Consider the following 18,319-nt stretch of genomic DNA (forward strand, 5'->3'; position numbering starts at 1 on the left):
TCATCTTACGACACAATCACACCATTGATTGACACTGATGATTAACTTATGCCGTTATTAACCATTCGACATTTACATAGAACCTATGGCGACACCGTTGCTATTCCTGATTTAAGTTTAGACCTTCACAAAGGGGAAGTGGTAGTTATTCTTGGACCATCGGGTTGTGGGAAAAGTACCTTGTTACGTTGTGTCAATGGTTTGGAAGAAAAACAAGGTGGCACGATTTCAATGGCTGGCGTAGGCGAGTTTGGCAAAGATTTAGATTGGGAAACCTCTCGCCAAAAGGTCGGAATGGTGTTTCAAAGTTATGAGTTATTCGCCCATTTGAATGTGATTGACAATATTCTGCTAGGTCCGCTGAAAGCACAAAAACGTGAGCGAGCAGAAGCGGAAGCGCAAGCAGATAAATTACTTGAGCGTGTGGGCTTGCTGGATCGCAAAACGGCTTATCCTAGAGAGCTTTCAGGCGGACAGAAACAACGAATTGCGATTGTTCGAGCGTTATGTATGAACCCTGAAGTGATTTTACTTGATGAAATCACCGCTGCTCTCGATCCCGAAATGGTGCGAGAAGTGCTTGATGTGGTGTTAGAACTTGCCGACGAAGGAATGTCGATGTTAATTGTGACACACGAAATGGGGTTTGCGGAAAAAGTGGCTGATCGCATTATCTTTATGGATAAAGGAACTATTATTGAAGAGAGCGAACCACATCAATTTTTCCATCAGCCGAAAACAGAACGAGCTAAACAATTTTTACACGGTATGGATTATTAGAGAAATCCCTCTTAATCCCCCTTTTTCAAAGGGGGAAATGTTCAAATTCAATAATATACTTTACAGGAGAAACCTATGAAACTTAGCACAACATTAAAAACATTATTAGCCACAGCCATTGCATTTGCCGGCGTGTCAAACACTGTTCAAGCCTCTAGCGACAGCTTTGCTCAAATTAAAGAGAATGGCGTTATTCGTATCGGTGTTTTTGGAGATAAACCGCCCTTTGGTTATGTCGATGTTAACGGTAAAAATCAAGGCTTTGATGTCGAGATTGCCAAAGACATTGCAAATGAATTACTGGGTAGCCCAGACAAAGTCGAATTTGTTTTAACTGAAGCTGCAAACCGTGTGGAGTATTTAAAATCGAATAAAGTTGATTTGATTTTAGCGAACTTCACTCAAACACCAGCTCGCGAAGAAGTGGTTGATTTTGCAAGTCCTTATATGAATGTGGCATTAGGTGTGGTATCGCCAAAAGGTGCACCTATTACCGATATTGCACAGTTAAAAGGACAAACCTTATTGGTGAACAAAGGAACAACCGCTGATGTGTATTTCACCAAAAATCACCCTGAAATCACGTTGTTGAAATTCGATCAAAACACCGAAACCTTTGATGCGTTAAAAGATGGTCGAGGCGTGGCATTAGCACACGATAATGCGTTACTTTGGGCGTGGGTAAAAACAAACCCAACCTTTGAAGTCGCCATTGGCAACGTAGGTCCAACAGAAAATATCGCACCAGCAGTACAAAAAGGTAACAAAGCTTTATTAGACTTTGTGAATAAAGCGATTGCGGACTTTAAAGCAAACGGCAAATTAAAAGCCGCTTACCAGAAAACTCTTGTCCCAGTTTATGGTGAAAAAGAAGATTTGTTGGCGAAGTAATAGGGAATGATCTGCACCCTAAAAGTTGGACTAAACAGCTAGCTGATTAAGGTGCTGATATTTATAACTAATCTTTCAAGCAATAAAATATAGAGAAAGCCATGATCTCTTTGAATCCTCGTTAATTGTTATCCACACAACTTTGTGAATACCGAATTATCTGTAGGAAAGGGTTATATTTTTTGCTAACTAGATGACGCTACTGTTAAGACACTGCCACTTTAGTTAAGGGAATTAATAATTGGAAGGAATAATACTCAAATGCTAAATGAGGCCCCACATCCACAAGTAGAACTTGCATTTGGATTTTGCACAACAAAACGTGAGCCTTCCAACCCTTCAACATAGTCTATAGTAGCTCCAATTAGATATTGGAGACTCATTGGATCGATAACTAAAGCTACATCTAAATTTTCAATGGTTAAATCGCCCTCATTAAGTTTATCATCAAAAGTAAACCCATACTGAAACCCACTACAGCCGCCACCTGTAATATAAACACGTAGACGGAGCTCTGGGTTTTCCTCGCCTTCAATCAAGAATTTAACTTTTTTTGCAGCAGCATCTGTAAAAATAAGAGGCACTAAGATATCACTCATTATTTGTCCTAAATCAAAACTTGTAACCACCTACATTATCTAACAATTATGAATTAAGGGCAATGGGATGGTATCCCATCCCTTAATTTAAAATATTCCAGCAATTAAAGTTAGGGTTTATAAATAAACTCTACCCCTTCATCATCTTCTTCTGTCCAACCGTCATCATCTAAGTCGTCCCAATCATCTTCGGTAATCGGGTTTAACATCGCTTGTTGGTGATAGTCGTCCCACTTGAATGCAACTTCTTCCTTCGCTTTTTCCTCTTCTTCAACACGCGGATTCGCTTCGATAAAGTCCATAATATCACGGGTTAAAGCGGATACATTTTGCCCTGTCGCTGCAGAAATCAAGTAGTAATCCCCTTCCCAACCGATCTCTTCCACAATTGCTTCGGCTCTTTCTCTCGCTTCTTCTTCGCCAATGGTGTCGATTTTGTTAAACACCAGCCATTGCGGTTTATCTGCTAATTTTTCGCTGTATTGATAGAGTTCCGACTCAATAATAGAGATATTTTGTGCAGGATCGCTCTCATCAATCGGCATAATATCGACAAGGTGAATGAGTACTCGGCAACGCTCTAAGTGTTTTAAGAAGCGGATCCCCAAGCCTGCACCTTCTGCTGCACCTTCAATCAACCCTGGAATGTCTGCCACCACAAAGCTACGATCCGCACCAACTCGTGCTACCCCTAAACTTGGCACAAGGGTTGTGAATGGGTAATCTGCGACTTTCGGTTTTGCTGCTGATACTGCACGAATAAAGGTGGATTTTCCTGCGTTCGGTAAACCTAACATTCCCACATCTGCAAGTAACATCAATTCTAACTGTAAATCACGTTTTTCCCCTGGTGTGCCGTTGGTTTTCTGGCGTGGTGCACGATTGACTGACGACTTAAAGCGAGTATTCCCCAAACCGTGATAGCCACCTTTTGCCACCAACATTTTCATACCGTGTTTGGTTAAATCGCCAATCACTTCTTGGGTATCGTTGTCAATCGCACGGGTGCCAACGGGTACACGCAAGGTGATGTCGTTACCACGATGTCCTGTACAACCCGCACTGCGACCATTCTCGCCACGACCTGCGGCAAAGCGTTTTTCAAAACGGTAGTCGATAAGCGTGTTTAGGTTCTCATCGGCAATTAAATAGACATCACCACCATCACCACCATCACCGCCATCAGGACCACCTTTTGGAATAAATTTCTCACGGCGGAAGCTGACACAGCCGTTACCGCCATCGCCTGCTTCCACTCGGATCAGGGCTTCGTCAATAAATTTCATATCTTCTCCTATTTCCCATACAAACTAGGGAAATGCTTATTTTCTTTTAACTAATTTATGTCCGACCGCCGATAAAATCGTGCCAGACACCACAATAAATGCGCCGATATAACTCAATAAATTCATATCAGGGCTTGCAAAGGTATCGGGAAATGCCCAATGTCCAATGCTTGAAAAAACCATCGTAAAAATCGGGACTAAAATCGTGACTACACTTACTTTTGATGCGTCCCAGTGATTTAATGCTTCGGCATATGCCCCGTAGCCAATCAAGGTATTTAAACAACAGAAAATGAAACAACCCAATAAAAACGGATCAAATTCATCTATGTTTATCTGGCTGGCAAATGGTGTGAGTAGCAATGCACAGCCCGTATAAATAATCAGCAAAATCTGCTGTGAGCTAAATTTTGCCAACATTATTTTTTGGGCTATCGCATAAACCACCCAAACAATTGCTGCTCCTGCACCGACAAGCAACCCAAAAGCATAAGTGCCTAACTGGAAAATTTCCTCAAAACGCTCATTAAAAAAGGCGATTAAACCAATAATGAGCAATAGCAAGCCGATTTGCTGATGTCGCCCAAATTGTTCTTTAAAAATCACCACACCACATAAAATCATCGTAAACGGCGCCAATTGCCACAATACTTGGCTAGTTGTCGGTGAAATAAAGTTTAAACTATAGCTAAACAAGAAAAAGTTCAGCGATAAGCCTACCACGCCTAACCCGATTAACCAAAGAAAACGTGGAGTGAAAGCGGTCAGTTTTGGCAATTTTTTTGTAAAGCCTAAAATGAGTAACAAACCGATTGCTGCCACAATAAAACGAGCCCATACGAGCGTTTGAGCATTCACAACACTCAACACTTTTTGTGCTGCAATCGGCACAGAACCCCACATCATTGCAGTAAGCAAGGCTAATGAAAATCCAAGTAATGGACGTTGTGGTTTCATATTAAATCCGTTTATGTCGATAAAAAAGTTTATGCCCAGCGGCAGAGAGCATTGCTCCACATACCACGACAACCGCCCCTAAATGCGTTAGGTGATTAAAATCAGGTTCCGCAAAATGTTCAGGGCTTAAATAAAATGCCAACTGTGAAAATAAAATCGTACAGATAGGAATAAGTGGCATCATTACGCTCACTTTAGTCACTTCCCAACGATTTAACGCTTCGGCATAACTGCCATAAGCAATTACCGTGTTTAAACAGCAAAAGATCAAGCAAGCTACCGCAAAACCACTGAGATTATTGACTTGTGAAAGATCCGCCAAAGGCGTAAAAACAAGGCTACAACCACAATAAATAAACAGTAAAATTTGCTGTGAACTAAACCGATCTAGCATCATCTTTTGGGCAATGCTGTAACAGATCCAAATCAGGCTGGCACTAACAGCACAGATCATTCCCCAAGCGTATTCATTCATCTGAGCAAGATCGTCAAAACGATCATTGAAAAATAATCCCAAGCCAATCAGCACGATAACAAAGCCGATTTTCTGATGTAAACCGAAGCTCTCTTTAAACAAATAGACACCGATAAACGCCATAATCAAAGATGAAAAAGGGCTAATCACTTGGCTGGCTGCAGGTGGAATATGATTTAACGCTAAATTAAATAAATAAAAATTGCAGGATAAACCAAATACCCCAAGCAATAGCAGATAATAATGACGGCGAGTGAAAGCGGTCACTTTCGGCAATTTTTTTGCAAAGAATAAAATCAAAAACAACCCAGCCATTGCAGTCACAAATCGAAACCAGACGATCGTTTGAGCGTCCATAAATTTCAAAACTTGTTGCAAGGCTATCGGCAACATACCCCACATCATTACAGCAGTTAAGGCAAAGAGAAAGCCAAGTAAAGGTTGTGATTTTGACATAAATTTTTTGTTTCAATGGTAATAAAAAACCCCGCTAATTGATTAGCGGGGCATTTTAATCTTATTCTTTTGAAGATTATTCAGCAATGATGCTTACATATTTGCGATTTTTCTCGCCTTTAACTTCAAATTTTACTTTACCGTCAGCAGTTGCGAATAAAGTGTGGTCTTTACCCATACCTACATTGCTACCTGCGTGGAATTTTGTACCACGTTGACGAACGATGATGCTACCTGCTAATACAGATTCGCCACCGAAACGTTTAACACCAAGGCGTTTAGCTTCAGAGTCACGACCGTTACGAGTTGAACCACCAGCTTTTTTAGTTGCCATCTACTTGATCTCCTCTGAAATTATGCTTGAATCCCAGTGATTTTCACTTCTGTGAACCACTGACGATGACCTTGTTGTTTACGGCTGTGTTTACGACGACGGAATTTAACGATGCGAACTTTTTCGCCACGACCGTGTGCAACCACTTCTGCCACTACTTTACCGCCAGCAACAACTGGGGTACCGATTTTAACATCTTCACCATTAACGACCATTAACACTGAGTCGAACTCAACTTTTTCACCTGTCGCTACTTCAAGTTTTTCTAAACGAACAACTTGACCTTCGCTTACTCGGTGTTGTTTGCCGCCACTTTGGAAAACTGCGTACATATTTACTCCGCTAATATGTGCCTATCGCTATGCGTTTGGCACTCTCAAATTCATATAAAATAGGTGGACAATTCTACGCAAAAACTCAAATGAGAGCAAGCGAGAAATTGAGAAAAATTTGAAATTCTTCAAAAACAAACAAAAAAGATCGTTTAGAGAAGGATCTTTAAACGATCTTTTTAAGCTCACTCAACACATTAGAGCTGAGCCCACTTCCAATTTCCATTCACCGCTGTACCTAATACCTCAAACTGATGATTAAACGCAGTTAAATTGGCAATTTTGCCAGCTTCAATGGATCCTAACTTATCTTCAACATGAATAGCACGAGCTGGATATAATGTACACATACGGATCACTTCATCTAACGGAAGATCAGTATGTTGCGTCATATTACGGATCGACTCGATCATTGTAATCGCCGCACCGCCAAGACTGCCAAACTCATCGACACATTTACCGTCTTTGTACCAAACTTTCTTACCTACAAAGATAAAATATTCCATATCAGTTGTACCAGCTGGGGCAACCGCATCGGTTACAATCACCAATTTATCGCCTTTCACTTTCTTCGCAATACGCACATTACTCCAATCAACGTGCAAACCATCGACAATGATACCAGCGTAAATATCGCTATCCAACACTGCACCAACTACTCCACCATCACGCCCAGAGCCGATCGGCGACATAGCATTATGCAAATGGGTAGCAAAGCCAATGCCTTGCTCAATACGTCGTTTTGCTTCAGCAAAGGTCGCATTTGAGTGTCCGATAGACACAATAATCCCAGCTTCAACAAATTTCTGAATATGATCTGCCGTTGGGTTGTCTGCTGCGAGTGTTAATTTCGTAATGACATCACCGTTTTTGCAAAGAAAATCCAACATCTCACCGCTTATTTCACGGATATATTCAGGACGATGTACCCCCTTTTTCGCCACACTTAAATAAGGTCCTTCCAAATGCAAACCGAGTGCTTGGTTTTTATATTTAGCCAAATAGTCACGCATTACTTGCACCGCTTGTTTCATTCCTTCGTCAGGCGAAGTAATAAATGTCGGTAAATAGCTTGTTGTACCCGATTTCAGATTGGTTTCTTGCATAATTTCAAGGGTTTTAACACTAATGTCCTCATTAAATGTCACACCACCACAACCATTTAACTGTAGATCAATAAAACCAGCAGAAAGATTTGCGCCCTCTAAATCAATCTGATGAACCCCATCTGCAACTTGACTTTGATGAACCACAGCCTCAATCTGCTCACCATTAACGATCACAGCATGCTGATATAGCACATCACTTCCCGTATAAATCACACAATTTGTTAGTGCATAACACCTCACCTTTTCCTCCTAGCGAGCTATATTTTGCTCTAATTGTTTGAAATACTTAACTGTTTTAACTTTCAATTCTTGTGTTGCAGGTTCATCACAAACGACGATTGCACGACGATGTAGTTGTAACGCACTGATCGTCCATAAATGATTTACAGCCCCCTCAACACAGGCTTGTAATGCAAGGGCTTTGTTATAACCTGTGACTAAAATTAATACTTCTTCTGCATCCATGAAAGTCCCTACGCCCACCGTTAAAGCAAATTTTGGTACTTTATTGACATCATTATCAAAGAAACGAGAGTTCGCAATCAACGTATCTTCGGTCAAAGTCTTGATGCGAGTGCGAGAACTTAACGATGAAGCAGGTTCATTAAAGGCAATATGCCCATCAACACCCACACCGCCTATAAAGAGATGAATTTTGCCATAAGAACGAATTTTTGCTTCATAACGTTCACATTCAGCATCCACATCTTCTGCCATTCCATTTAGGATATTCACATTTTCTACTGGAATATCAATATGGTTAAAGAAGTTATGGAACATAAAATAGTGGTAACTCTCTTTATGTTCTGGGGGTAGCCCAACATACTCGTCCATATTGAAGGTGACAACGTGTTTGAAACTCACTTCACCTGCTTTATACAACTTAATTAATTCTTTATAAGTTTGAAGTGGCGTTCCCCCTGTTGGCAAGCCAAGTACAAAAGGCTTTTCTGCAGTAGGTTGGAAAGCATTGATTTTATCTACAATATAACGAGCAGCCCAACGGCTCACTTGTTCAGCACAATCCAAAGGCACTAAACGCATAAATCCTCCTAGAAAAAGTCAAATTTGAAATAAAACTTCATTGACGATCATTATAAAGAAAGATTTGCTTCATTTGTAGAAAATTTACTTAAAATTTGAACAAGATCATAATTTATCATGAAAAAGCCCTTGCTCAGATACAATCAATATTTTTAAGTTCCTACAAAGTATTCCAGTAATACTCCAATAGGATGAATAGAATATTGCGGGTTATTCATCTAAAAGTAATTATCTTTATTCTGAAATAGTAAACTAAAACCAAGCTAGATAATCTCAAGAAGATTGGGACTATAGTTCATAAAAGCATAACGATAGTGTAGTTTATGCCTGTAGTACCAGAATATATATTTGGATCTTAAACTACTCCGTTTATTCCAGTATATCTCATATTCTATAACTTATGACTTCAGAGCCCCATCATAAATATGTTCTGCATCACCTGTCATATAAAGCGGTGAACCTACACCTTGCCATTCGATATGCAAGGTTCCACCCGGAAGATCTACTTGAACACGGCTATCTAATAAGCCTTGCATAATCCCAACCGCAACAGCCCCACAAGCACCGCTACCACAGGCTTGTGTTTCGCCTGCACCACGCTCAAACACTCTTAGTTTGATATGATTTCGATTGATGACTTGCATAAAACCGATATTGGCACGCTCTGGGAAACGTTCGTGGCGTTCAAGTAAAGCCCCCAATTCATTGACATTGGCGGTTTGAATATTTTCAACCTGTAACACACAGTGCGGATTACCCATTGAAACGACACCACATAACACCGTTTGAATATCCGTGCGTAAAATATAATTTTTTTCAAACTTATTTGCGGTAAAAGGAATTTGTGCAGGTTCCCAAATCGGTTCCCCCATATTTACGCGAACTTGACCATCGTCTTGTAAACTTAAAACCATTTTGCCTTTCGCTGTACTCACGCCAATATCCTGCTTATTGGTTAAGCCCTTTAAGGTAACAAATCGAGCGAAACATCTTGCTCCATTTCCACACTGAGAGACTTCACTGCCATCAGCATTAAAAATACGGTAGTGAAAGTCCAGTTCTGGATCATAGGGTGGTTCGACCAATAGTAGTTGATCAAAACCTACGCCACGATGGCGATCTGCCCATTTACGAATGAGTTCTTCCGTTAAATAAACATTCTGCGTTACTCCGTCAATCACCATAAAGTCATTGCCAAGTCCGTGCATTTTTGAAAACTGCATAATTTTTCCTATTATTAGAATTTTTTATTGATCTAGATCATAACGATTATAAATTTTTATGCTATATTGCACACCCTTTATAAAAGGGCGAACAATCGCCAACTCTTCCTCAGTATGAGGGCTTTTTCGTTAAATTACAATGGAGACAAATTATGTCTGCTATGTTTCTTATTGAATTTGCCGTTGTATTACTCTGTATTTTAATCGGTGCGCGCCTTGGTGGTATCGGTTTAGGGGTAATGGGCGGTTTAGGTTTGGCAATCCTCTCTTTTGGATTTGGCTTAAAACCTGCAGGTCTTCCAATCGACGTTATGTTTATGATTATGGCTGTAGTTTCTGCTGCTGCTGCAATGCAAGCCGCTGGCGGTTTAGACTATATGATCAAAATCGCAACAAACATTTTACGTCGTAATCCAAAACACATCACTTTCATCGCACCAGCGGTAACTTGGACATTTACTTTCTTAGCAGGTACAGGTCACGTTGCTTACTCTGTATTACCTGTGATTGCAGAAGTTAGTCGTCATAACGGTATCCGTCCTGAACGTCCACTTTCAATGGCTGTTATTGCCTCACAATTTGCTATTGTAGCAAGCCCGATTGCTGCCGCGGTAGTGTCTGTTGCTGCAATGATCGAACCACAAGGTTATAGCATTGGTGACATTTTATTAGTGACTATTCCAGGTACGATTTTAGGTCTTTTCTGTGCGTGTTTATTCGTAAATAAAATGGGTAAAGAGTTAAAAGATGACCCTAATTATCAACGTTTATTACAAGATCCTGAGTATGTGGCAAGAAATCACGCAGATACAAACCCAGCTGAGATCCAAATTAGCCCAACGGCTAAAACCTCTGTAAGTTTATTCTTATTTGGTGCATTACTTGTTGTGTTTATGGGTTCATTCAAAGAGTTACGCCCAGTATTCGACGGCAAAGCAATGGGAATGGCTCATACTATCGAAATCGTGATGCTGACTGTGGCTGCATTAATTATGCTTATCTGCAAACCAAATGGTAATGCGATTACACAAGGTTCTGTATTCCACGCAGGTATGCGTGCGGTTATTGCAATCTTCGGTATTGCTTGGATGGGCGATACTTTAATGGACGCTCATATGACCGAAGTTAAAGATATGGTGAAAGGCTTAGTTGAAACTGCACCGTGGGCATTTGCGTTCGCATTGTTCGTACTTTCTGTATTAGTAAACAGCCAAGGTGCAACAGTAGCAACCCTATTCCCGTTAGGTGTAGCGTTAGGTATCCCTGCACCAATCTTAATCGGGGTATTCGTTGCAGTAAACGGTTACTTCTTTGTTCCTAACTACGGTCCAATCATTGCGTCTATTGACTTTGACACGACTGGAACAACCAAAATTGGTAAATTCATTTTCAACCACAGCTTTATGATCCCAGGCTTATTAAGCATGGCATTCTGTTTAGTGTTTGGCTTAGTATTAGCGAATGTTTTACTCTAGTAGAACTTCAATTTGATCTACACTAAAAGCTAGACTTTTTAATAGAAGGGCTGAGTGCTATATTTAATAGCGCTGTGTCCTTTTATCCTTATTTGAAGATACATATCAGACATTTCTGGTTTAATCTCAATACCTTTATCTGTCTAAGCGTCACTTATAAAAATGGCTCATAGAATAAAAATAGCTTAAAGTCTTTATTATAAGACTTTAAGCTATATGAAAAGGCATTTCTCGTTAAAAAGTATTATTAGCTAATAATTTCTAGTCCTTTTTTAATGTTACACACCGATTTCCCACTAAAAAAGCAATAAGTCCAATTACTAATGCTGGCACGATGGCGTGAAAGCTAAATATTTTGATAGATAGGCTTGTCATTAACACATAACTTGATAAACCTGCAATCATTGAACAAATAGCCCCTGTTGCATTCGCTTTTTTCCAGAATAGTCCCAATACAATTACCCATAAGAATGTCGCTTCTAACCCTCCCAGAGAGAGTAAGTTTAACCAAATGAGCATTTCAGGTGGGTTAATGGCTGCGATCACCAATAAAACGCTGATCACTAGGGTAGTGATTGTCGAGAAACGTTTAATTTTTTCTTCATTTTCAACCGCTTGTGGCTTAATTGCGAGATAGAGATCTTTAATCAGGGTTGAAGAAGATTGAATAAGCATTGAGTCGATTGAGGACATAATGGCTGCCATTGGTGCAGCTAAGAAAATGCCTGCAACAACAGGCGGAAGTACTTGTAACATCAAGGTTGGGATAACTTGATCGGCAACTTTTAGATCGGGAATCACCGCTCGTCCCAACGCACCTGCTAAATGCATACCAAACATCAACACAGCAACAACGACAGTGCCAATAATCAAAGCTCGATGTAAAGCCTTGCTATCTTTATATGCCATACTCCGCACTGCAAAATGTGGCAATCCAATTAGACCAAAGCAGACCAATACCCAGAAAGATGTCATAAAGGTGAAGTCTAGTGGACGTTCATCAATACCATAAGGTGCAGTCAGTTGAGGGTTGATATTTTCTAACTGGGTAATTGCAGCATCAACGCCTCCCGTTGCATAAATTACACCGCCAAGCAGTAGTAATGTGCCTACAACCATCACTAAGCCTTGAATCGTATCGGTCAAAACGACGGCACGAAAGCCCCCGATAAAGGTATAAATACCAACAGTGACCGCAAAAATAATGATCGCGGTGCCGTAGGAAATGCCAAGCGTAGTTTCAAGCAAACGTCCAGCACCGATAAACTGTACGGTCATCATTGCAAAGAAAGAGAGCAATAGAGCAAAGCTAGCAATCCACACCACAAAGCGATGTTGATAACGTGTTAACAACAAGTCGTTGATCGTTAAACTTTTGTTTTGGCGAGCAAACATCGCAATGCGTTTGCCAACAATCCCTAATGAGAGCAAAACGGCTGGCACTTGAATCATTGCCAATAAGACCCAGCCCAAGCCATATTTGTATGCCGCACCTGGCCCGCCAATAAAGCTACTTGCCCCAACATAAGTGGCTGCTGTCGTCATTGCCAAAACAAAACCAGACATTGAGCGTCCACCGACGTAATATTCTGATAAAAAGCTACCGCTTGTACGTTGGCGATAGGCATAATAGGCTACGCCAAATACGAAAATGAGATAGGCGATTAAAGGTAACAACAACTCAAGATTCATCTTTTCCCCCTAAATCAATATCTTGATAAATCCATTTTACTACTGCGCTGATCAATAACGTTAATACGATTGGAAGATAGACACAACTTAATTCAAACCAGAGGGGAAAGCCTAAAAAACCTCGCCCTGCAGGTGAAAAATAAGCAAAACCGACCCAACCCATAACATAAAATAGCGTCAGATATAATGCCCAACGCACTTCACGATCTATTTGTTTAGACACCTTCATAGTCCTCCTATTTTTTAGCTAAAATAAAACCTCGCAGTTGAGAGGTTTGAAATCATTTAATATTGCCACTTATCTGGATCTATTCCTAGCTCTCGCATTTTCAGTTTTGCTTCCTCAGGAATTTCATTGCTACGTTCTTTCATTAAATCATCGTCGGTTGGCAATGGCTGACCTGTAAAGGCGTGTAAAAACGCTTCACAAAGCAATTCACTGTTTGTGGCGTGGCGTAAATTACGAATTTGACGGCGAGTGCGTTCGTTAGTCAAAATTTCCAATACTTTAATCGGAATAGATACCGTAATTTTCTTTACTTGTTCACTTTTTTTACCGTGTTCAGCATAAGGGCTGATATATTCACCGTTCCAATCTGCCATTGTCCGTTCCTAAATATAAAAGTTGGCGAGCATTTTAATCAAAACTTTATGTTATTGCAATCTTGAATAATAGCGCCTGTTCAGATGTAAGGCATTGTTCTCCATCTAAAAATAATGTCATTTTCCTTGACGGCTCAATTCTAAATCTGTACCATTCGCGCGTTTTTTTTACTTGAGGATACACATTTTGGACAGTCACAGTCGATACTTATCAGTTTTTTAACCCACCTCGTCCAAAACATCTTTGCCGACGAGCGTCGGTAATTCTTATCAGTATCTTATATTTTGTTCCTTTTTGTTCATCGCCTCATATCCAATTTTTAGGAGTATGAAATGATCAGAGCTTTTTCGTTAAATAACGATCGCCTAGTCAGTGTAGATGAAAATATTCAAAATCAATTTAATGAAGCTATTTGGATCGATTTGATTGATCCTACAGATGAAGAACGTGGTGTTTTAGAAACGCGATTAGATCAGACCCTTGCGGAAGAACACGAATTGGAAGACTTAGAGGCTTCTGCACGTTTTTTTGAAGATGAAGATGGCTTACATTTACACTCATTCTTCTACTGCTTAGATGATGACGACTATGCCGATATTGCTACTGTTGGTTTTACTATTCGGGACGGGCGTTTATTTACATTGCGTGAACGGGAACTACCCGCTTTCCGTTTGTATCGAATGCGCTCCCGTCGTGCAAAATTGATAGATGGCAATGCTTACGAGCTTCTACTTGACCTATTTGAAACTAAGATTGAGCAGTTGGCAGATGTTATTGAGAATATCTATGCAGATTTAGAAAAATTAAGCCGTGTGGTTCTCAGTACTCATGAGGGTGAAAATAAAGGCGAGCATAACTTTGATGATGCCCTTGCTGAATTAACGGAACTTGAAGATGCCAGTTCTAAAGTTCGTCTATGTTTGATGGATACTCAGCGAGCATTGAGTTTCTTATTGCGTAAAACCCGTTTGCCAAATAATCAGCTTGAACAAGCTCGTGATATTATGCGAGATATTGAATCACTTCAACCGCATAACGAATCGCTTTTCCAAAAGGTAAACTTTTTAATGCAAGCAGCAATGGGTTTTATCAATATTGAGCAGAACCGTATTATGAAATTTTTCTCGGTAGTGTCCGTGATGTTCCTTCCTGCAACATTGGTCGCATCTACTTACGGTATGAATTTTGAGTTTATGCCAGAACTGGGATTTAAATATGGTTATCCAATGGCGATTGGCTTAATGATTTGTGCTGCTGCGACACCATATCTTTATTTTAAACGCAAAGGGTGGCTATAGATATTTAATTTTGTCCTTTAAGCCTAAATCAAAAAAAGTGATGTTCGCTGCATTAATTAGTTCAACTTCAATGATTGTCACCAGATAATAGCCACGCATAACGTGGCTATTTTGCTTTTAACGTATTTTCTCAATCAACTCCACCACAAACGCCAAGCGATCTTCTGGTCGTTCCATTGGCTTGGTAAAGCGGAATTTCAACGGGCCGTCAAATTTATAGACATTTTTATCCGCTTGGATCAGCTTTAAAAACTTCATCGGATCAGGCGTTGCGGTTGGTTTAAACTCTAGATAACCGCCGTTGATCCCTGCATCAACTTTTTTCAACTGCAACCCTTTTGCCAAATGGCGTAACTGAGTAATCTGGAACAGATTTTTCGTGGCTTCTGGCAGTAAACCGAAGCGGTCAATCAGCTCAATTTTCAGATCTTTTAAGGCTTCATCACTCTCTGCACTGGCAATGCGTTTGTAGAACGACAAACGCATATTCACATCAGGCAGATAATCATCAGGCAGTAACGCAGGCACTCGCAATTCAATATCCACTTGCTGTTGGGTGATTTCGTCTAAAGTCGGTTCACGCCCTTCTTGCAAGGCTTTGACCGCATTTTCAAGCAGTTCCATATAGAGTGAAAAGCCTAAGCTCTCAATCTGTCCGCTCTGCTCACTACCGAGTAATTCCCCTGCCCCACGAATTTCAAGATCGTGGGTCGCCAGCACAAAGCCTGCTCCAAGGTTATCAATGCTACTCATCGCTTCTAACCGCTGTTGTGCATCTTTAGTCAGCGTTTTTGGTGGAGGGGTTAGCATATAAGCATAGGCTTGGTGGTGCGAACGACCAACACGCCCACGCAGTTGGTGTAGCTGTGCCAAGCCGAATTTATCCGCTCGCTCAATAATAATGGTATTGGCGGTCGGCACATCAATCCCTGTTTCAATAATGGTTGAGCAAACCAACAGATTAAAACGTTGGTGGTAGAAATCAGACATTACCCGTTCCAACTCACGCTCTCGCATCTGCCCGTGTCCGATCACAATGCGAGCTTCCGGCACCAGTTCGGCAAGCTGTTGTGCAGTATTTTCAATAGTCGCCACATCGTTATGCAAATAATATACTTGTCCGCCACGCAGAATTTCACGCAAAATCGCTTCTTTGATCACCGTATCATCGCTTTGTCGCACAAAGGTTTTGATTGATAAACGGCGAGCCGGCGGACTAGCGATAATCGACAGATCTCGCATTCCGTTCAACGCCATATTGAGCGTTCTTGGAATTGGCGTTGCCGTGAGCGTGAGAATATCAATATTGGCACGCAGTTGCTTAATTCGCTCTTTTTGACGCACGCCGAAACGGTGTTCTTCGTCAATCACCAACAAGCCAAGATCCTTGAACTGCACATCTTCTTGCAATAATTTATGCGTGCCGACCAAAATATCGACTTTGCCGTCCGCCACTTTTGCCAGAATTTCCTTCTGCTCTTTGGCGGTTTTGAAACGGGAAAGCACTTCCACGTTGATCGGATAATTGGCAAAACGATCTTTAAAATTCTCAAAATGTTGTTGTGCCAACAAGGTTGTTGGGGCGAGGATCGCCACTTGTTTATGGTTCATTACCGCCAAGAAGGTCGCTCGCATTGCCACTTCGGTTTTACCAAAGCCAACATCGCCACACACGAGGCGATCCATCGCTTTCGGCAAGCACATATCGCTAATCACTGCATTGATCGCCGTTTTCTGATCTTCGGTTTCTTCAAACGGGAAAGTGTTGCTAAATTGCACGAATGCATCACGATCATACTCGAACGCAAAGCCTTTTTGCGACTCGCGTTTCGCATAGACATCCAGCAACTCCGCCGCCACATCACGAATTTTCTCCGCCGCTTTTTGGCGAGTTTTCGCCCACGCTTCCGATCCCAACTTATGCAACGGAGCATTTTCGTCCGTGCCGCCGATATAACGGCTAATCAAATGAAGCGAAGCCACAGGCACATAAAGTTTGGCATCGTTGGCATAATGCAACACAAGGTATTCTGCCTTAATGCCGCCTGCATCAAGGGTGGTTAAACCGCCATAACGCCCCACGCCGTTTTCCAAATGCACCACTGCTTGCCCGATTTTCAGTTCGGCAAGGTTGCGGATCAAAGTATCAGGATTAACAGTTTTACGGCTTTTCTCTTGTCGGCGACTTTGCTGAACTTTTTCGCCTAACAGCTCCGTTTCGCAAATTATCGCCAGTTTTTGACCGCTTGTTTCAATAATAAAACCTTGATCAAGCGGTGAGATCAGTAAAGAAATTGGCGAATTGATCTCCGCCAGTTGCTTCACTTGCTTTGGTTTGATATTTAACGGCGCAAGTAACTCCAGCAAGGTTTCCCGTCTGCCTTCCGTTTCCACCGAAAAGAGGATTTGCCCCTTAAATTTCTGCTGAAACTGTAAAAAAGCGGCAAAAGGCTCTTTTTGGTTGGATTGCACCGCAATGTCAGGCAGCGGCTCAAGGTTAGCGTTCTGCTTCGCCGTCGAACTGCGGATTTTCTCGTTGGTTAAAGTTAAACGAGGATAGCCTTTTAGCTGTTGGTTAATCTGATCGATATTGAACCAAAGCTGTTCAGGTGGAAGTAGTGGTCGCATCGGATCGACACGGCGACTATCATAACGTCTTGCGGTATCCTGTTGAAATTGCTCGGCTTTTTGCTGAATATCGGCAAAGGTAATAAACAACGTCTGTTCAGGCAGATACTCAAACAAGCTCGCCATTTGCTCAAAAAAGAGCGGTTGCCAGTATTCAATCCCTGCATTCAAAATGCCTTTGCTCACCTGCTGATAAATATGCTCAGGTTCGCGGCGGATTTCACCGAATTGTTCACGGAACTTGCCACGAAAATACTCGATCCCGTTGCTATCTGTCGGGAATTCGTGGGCTGGCAATAAATTGATTTCGTCTATCTGTTCAATGGTGCGTTGATTATCCACATCAAAGGTGCGGATCGTGTCAATTTCATCATCAAAAAAGTCCAAACGATAAGGCGAATTCGCCCCCATCGGATAGAGATCGAGCAACGCTCCACGCACTGCATATTCGCCATATTCCAGCACCTGTTCCACCGCTCGATAGCCGGCATTTTCCAGCTGTAAACGCAATTTCTCAATCGAAAAACGGTCGCCTTTTTTAATCAATAGTACATTGTTTGCCAAATAACTCGGTGGGCAGACTTTTTGTAATAAGGTATTGATTGGCAATAGGAAAATCTGCTTCTGCCCTTGTTGCAACTGAAATAATGCAGACAGACGGGCGGAAATAATGTCTTGATGAGGCGAAAAATTGTCGTAAGGCAAAGTTTCCCAGTCAGGAAAAAGCTGAACAGGCAGTTTCGTGAAGCTCGGCAAACTTTTTTCCAACCGCAACGCTGTGCGAGTATCAGGTGTCACCACCACCGTCAAGCCTTGAAACTGCTGGCTAGCCTGCACAATCGCAAGGGTATCCGAATGCCCGATTAAATTGCCTAAAGTTTGATGATCTTGATGTGTGCTGTCCGCTTTCGGCAGACGAAATTGAAGTTCAAATGACATACAAGCGGTTTGATTTATCCGAAATGTTGCAAATGGAAGAATTGTACTCGCTATGGGGACGAGTTGCAAAAGATTGAAGGGAATAGGAGCGTTTGTATTATGTGAGTGAATCTTAAAATGCTTACCAATAATGATGATCTTTGTATCATAGAGAATAATTAAAGCACGATATGAATAATAGTTCTTTATATAAAAAA

Annotated in this window: 17 protein-coding genes; 4 read left to right on the forward strand and 13 right to left on the reverse strand. The window is 41.3% G+C overall.

Annotated features, from left to right (window positions below; translation table 11 throughout):
- Window positions 1-48 precede the first annotated feature (48 nt).
- Both B0183_RS09305 and B0183_RS09310 read left to right on the forward strand, forming a co-directional pair.
- Window positions 49-780, forward strand: a complete 732-nt coding sequence (locus tag B0183_RS09305) for an amino acid ABC transporter ATP-binding protein (RefSeq protein WP_078208707.1) — start codon at window positions 49-51, stop codon at window positions 778-780.
- Window positions 781-855: 75 nt separating this feature from the next.
- Window positions 856-1,671 (forward strand): cysteine ABC transporter substrate-binding protein, encoded by an 816-nt coding sequence (locus B0183_RS09310; RefSeq protein ID WP_078208708.1) that lies wholly within the window; start codon window positions 856-858, stop codon window positions 1,669-1,671.
- Between the two features lie 257 nt (window positions 1,672-1,928).
- On the opposite strand, the gene erpA is transcribed toward B0183_RS09310, so the two are convergent.
- From erpA to dapF, 9 genes are all read right to left on the reverse strand, one after another.
- Entirely contained in the window at window positions 1,929-2,270 is a 342-nt protein-coding gene (gene erpA, locus B0183_RS09315; RefSeq protein ID WP_005711417.1) for an iron-sulfur cluster insertion protein ErpA, read from the reverse strand.
- Between the two features lie 110 nt (window positions 2,271-2,380).
- A complete protein-coding gene (cgtA, locus tag B0183_RS09320; protein WP_021117416.1) occupies window positions 2,381-3,556 on the reverse strand; it encodes an Obg family GTPase CgtA in 1,176 nt (391 codons plus the stop codon).
- 36 nt (window positions 3,557-3,592) lie between these two features.
- Window positions 3,593-4,513, reverse strand: coding sequence for a DMT family transporter (locus B0183_RS09325; protein WP_010787206.1), 921 nt, complete (start codon window positions 4,511-4,513; stop codon window positions 3,593-3,595).
- 1 nt (window position 4,514) lies between these two features.
- Window positions 4,515-5,444 (reverse strand): DMT family transporter, encoded by a 930-nt coding sequence (locus B0183_RS09330; RefSeq protein ID WP_021113311.1) that lies wholly within the window; start codon window positions 5,442-5,444, stop codon window positions 4,515-4,517.
- Window positions 5,445-5,520: 76 nt separating this feature from the next.
- Window positions 5,521-5,778: a 50S ribosomal protein L27 gene (gene rpmA, locus B0183_RS09335; RefSeq protein ID WP_005711421.1), complete on the reverse strand. Its 258-nt coding sequence runs from the start codon at window positions 5,776-5,778 to the stop codon at window positions 5,521-5,523.
- Between the two features lie 20 nt (window positions 5,779-5,798).
- Window positions 5,799-6,110, reverse strand: a complete 312-nt coding sequence (rplU, locus tag B0183_RS09340) for a 50S ribosomal protein L21 (protein WP_005711422.1) — start codon at window positions 6,108-6,110, stop codon at window positions 5,799-5,801.
- A 197-nt stretch (window positions 6,111-6,307) separates the two neighbouring features.
- Window positions 6,308-7,459: an N-acetylglucosamine-6-phosphate deacetylase gene (gene nagA / locus B0183_RS09345; RefSeq protein ID WP_078208709.1), complete on the reverse strand. Its 1,152-nt coding sequence runs from the start codon at window positions 7,457-7,459 to the stop codon at window positions 6,308-6,310.
- 9 nt (window positions 7,460-7,468) lie between these two features.
- Window positions 7,469-8,263 carry a glucosamine-6-phosphate deaminase gene (gene nagB / locus B0183_RS09350; RefSeq protein WP_026916947.1) on the reverse strand — a complete coding sequence of 265 codons (795 nt, stop codon included), beginning with the start codon at window positions 8,261-8,263 and terminating at the stop codon, window positions 7,469-7,471.
- Window positions 8,264-8,661: 398 nt separating this feature from the next.
- Window positions 8,662-9,486 (reverse strand): diaminopimelate epimerase, encoded by an 825-nt coding sequence (gene dapF / locus B0183_RS09355; protein ID WP_021111481.1) that lies wholly within the window; start codon window positions 9,484-9,486, stop codon window positions 8,662-8,664.
- A gap of 152 nt (window positions 9,487-9,638) precedes the next feature.
- Here dapF and B0183_RS09360 point away from each other — a divergent pair, with 152 nt between their 5' ends.
- The gene (locus B0183_RS09360) at window positions 9,639-10,961 is read left to right on the forward strand and encodes an anaerobic C4-dicarboxylate transporter (RefSeq protein WP_016528401.1); all 1,323 of its coding nucleotides are present in this window, start codon (window positions 9,639-9,641) and stop codon (window positions 10,959-10,961) included.
- 261 nt (window positions 10,962-11,222) lie between these two features.
- On the opposite strand, the gene panF is transcribed toward B0183_RS09360, so the two are convergent.
- Genes panF through metJ form a run of 3 tightly spaced genes read right to left on the reverse strand, consistent with a single transcriptional unit; the run spans window position 11,223 to window position 13,256 of the window.
- Window positions 11,223-12,653, reverse strand: coding sequence for a sodium/pantothenate symporter (gene panF, locus B0183_RS09365; RefSeq protein ID WP_021109960.1), 1,431 nt, complete (start codon window positions 12,651-12,653; stop codon window positions 11,223-11,225).
- Window positions 12,643-12,882, reverse strand: a complete 240-nt coding sequence (locus B0183_RS09370; protein ID WP_005711433.1) for a YhdT family protein — start codon at window positions 12,880-12,882, stop codon at window positions 12,643-12,645. The genes panF and B0183_RS09370 overlap by 11 nt, the downstream gene beginning before the upstream one ends.
- A 56-nt stretch (window positions 12,883-12,938) precedes the next feature.
- The gene (gene metJ / locus B0183_RS09375) at window positions 12,939-13,256 is read right to left on the reverse strand and encodes a met regulon transcriptional regulator MetJ (protein WP_005711435.1); all 318 of its coding nucleotides are present in this window, start codon (window positions 13,254-13,256) and stop codon (window positions 12,939-12,941) included.
- Between the two features lie 333 nt (window positions 13,257-13,589).
- Between metJ and corA the strand changes: the two genes are divergently transcribed.
- Window positions 13,590-14,555 carry a magnesium/cobalt transporter CorA gene (gene corA, locus B0183_RS09380; RefSeq protein WP_078208710.1) on the forward strand — a complete coding sequence of 322 codons (966 nt, stop codon included), beginning with the start codon at window positions 13,590-13,592 and terminating at the stop codon, window positions 14,553-14,555.
- Between the two features lie 117 nt (window positions 14,556-14,672).
- Here corA and mfd read toward each other — a convergent pair whose 3' ends face one another.
- Window positions 14,673-18,122, reverse strand: a complete 3,450-nt coding sequence (mfd, locus tag B0183_RS09385; protein WP_078208711.1) for a transcription-repair coupling factor — start codon at window positions 18,120-18,122, stop codon at window positions 14,673-14,675.
- Window positions 18,123-18,319 lie beyond the last annotated feature (197 nt).

This window comes from Glaesserella parasuis (genome assembly GCF_002015085.1).
GTDB lineage: Bacteria > Pseudomonadota > Gammaproteobacteria > Enterobacterales > Pasteurellaceae > Glaesserella > Glaesserella parasuis.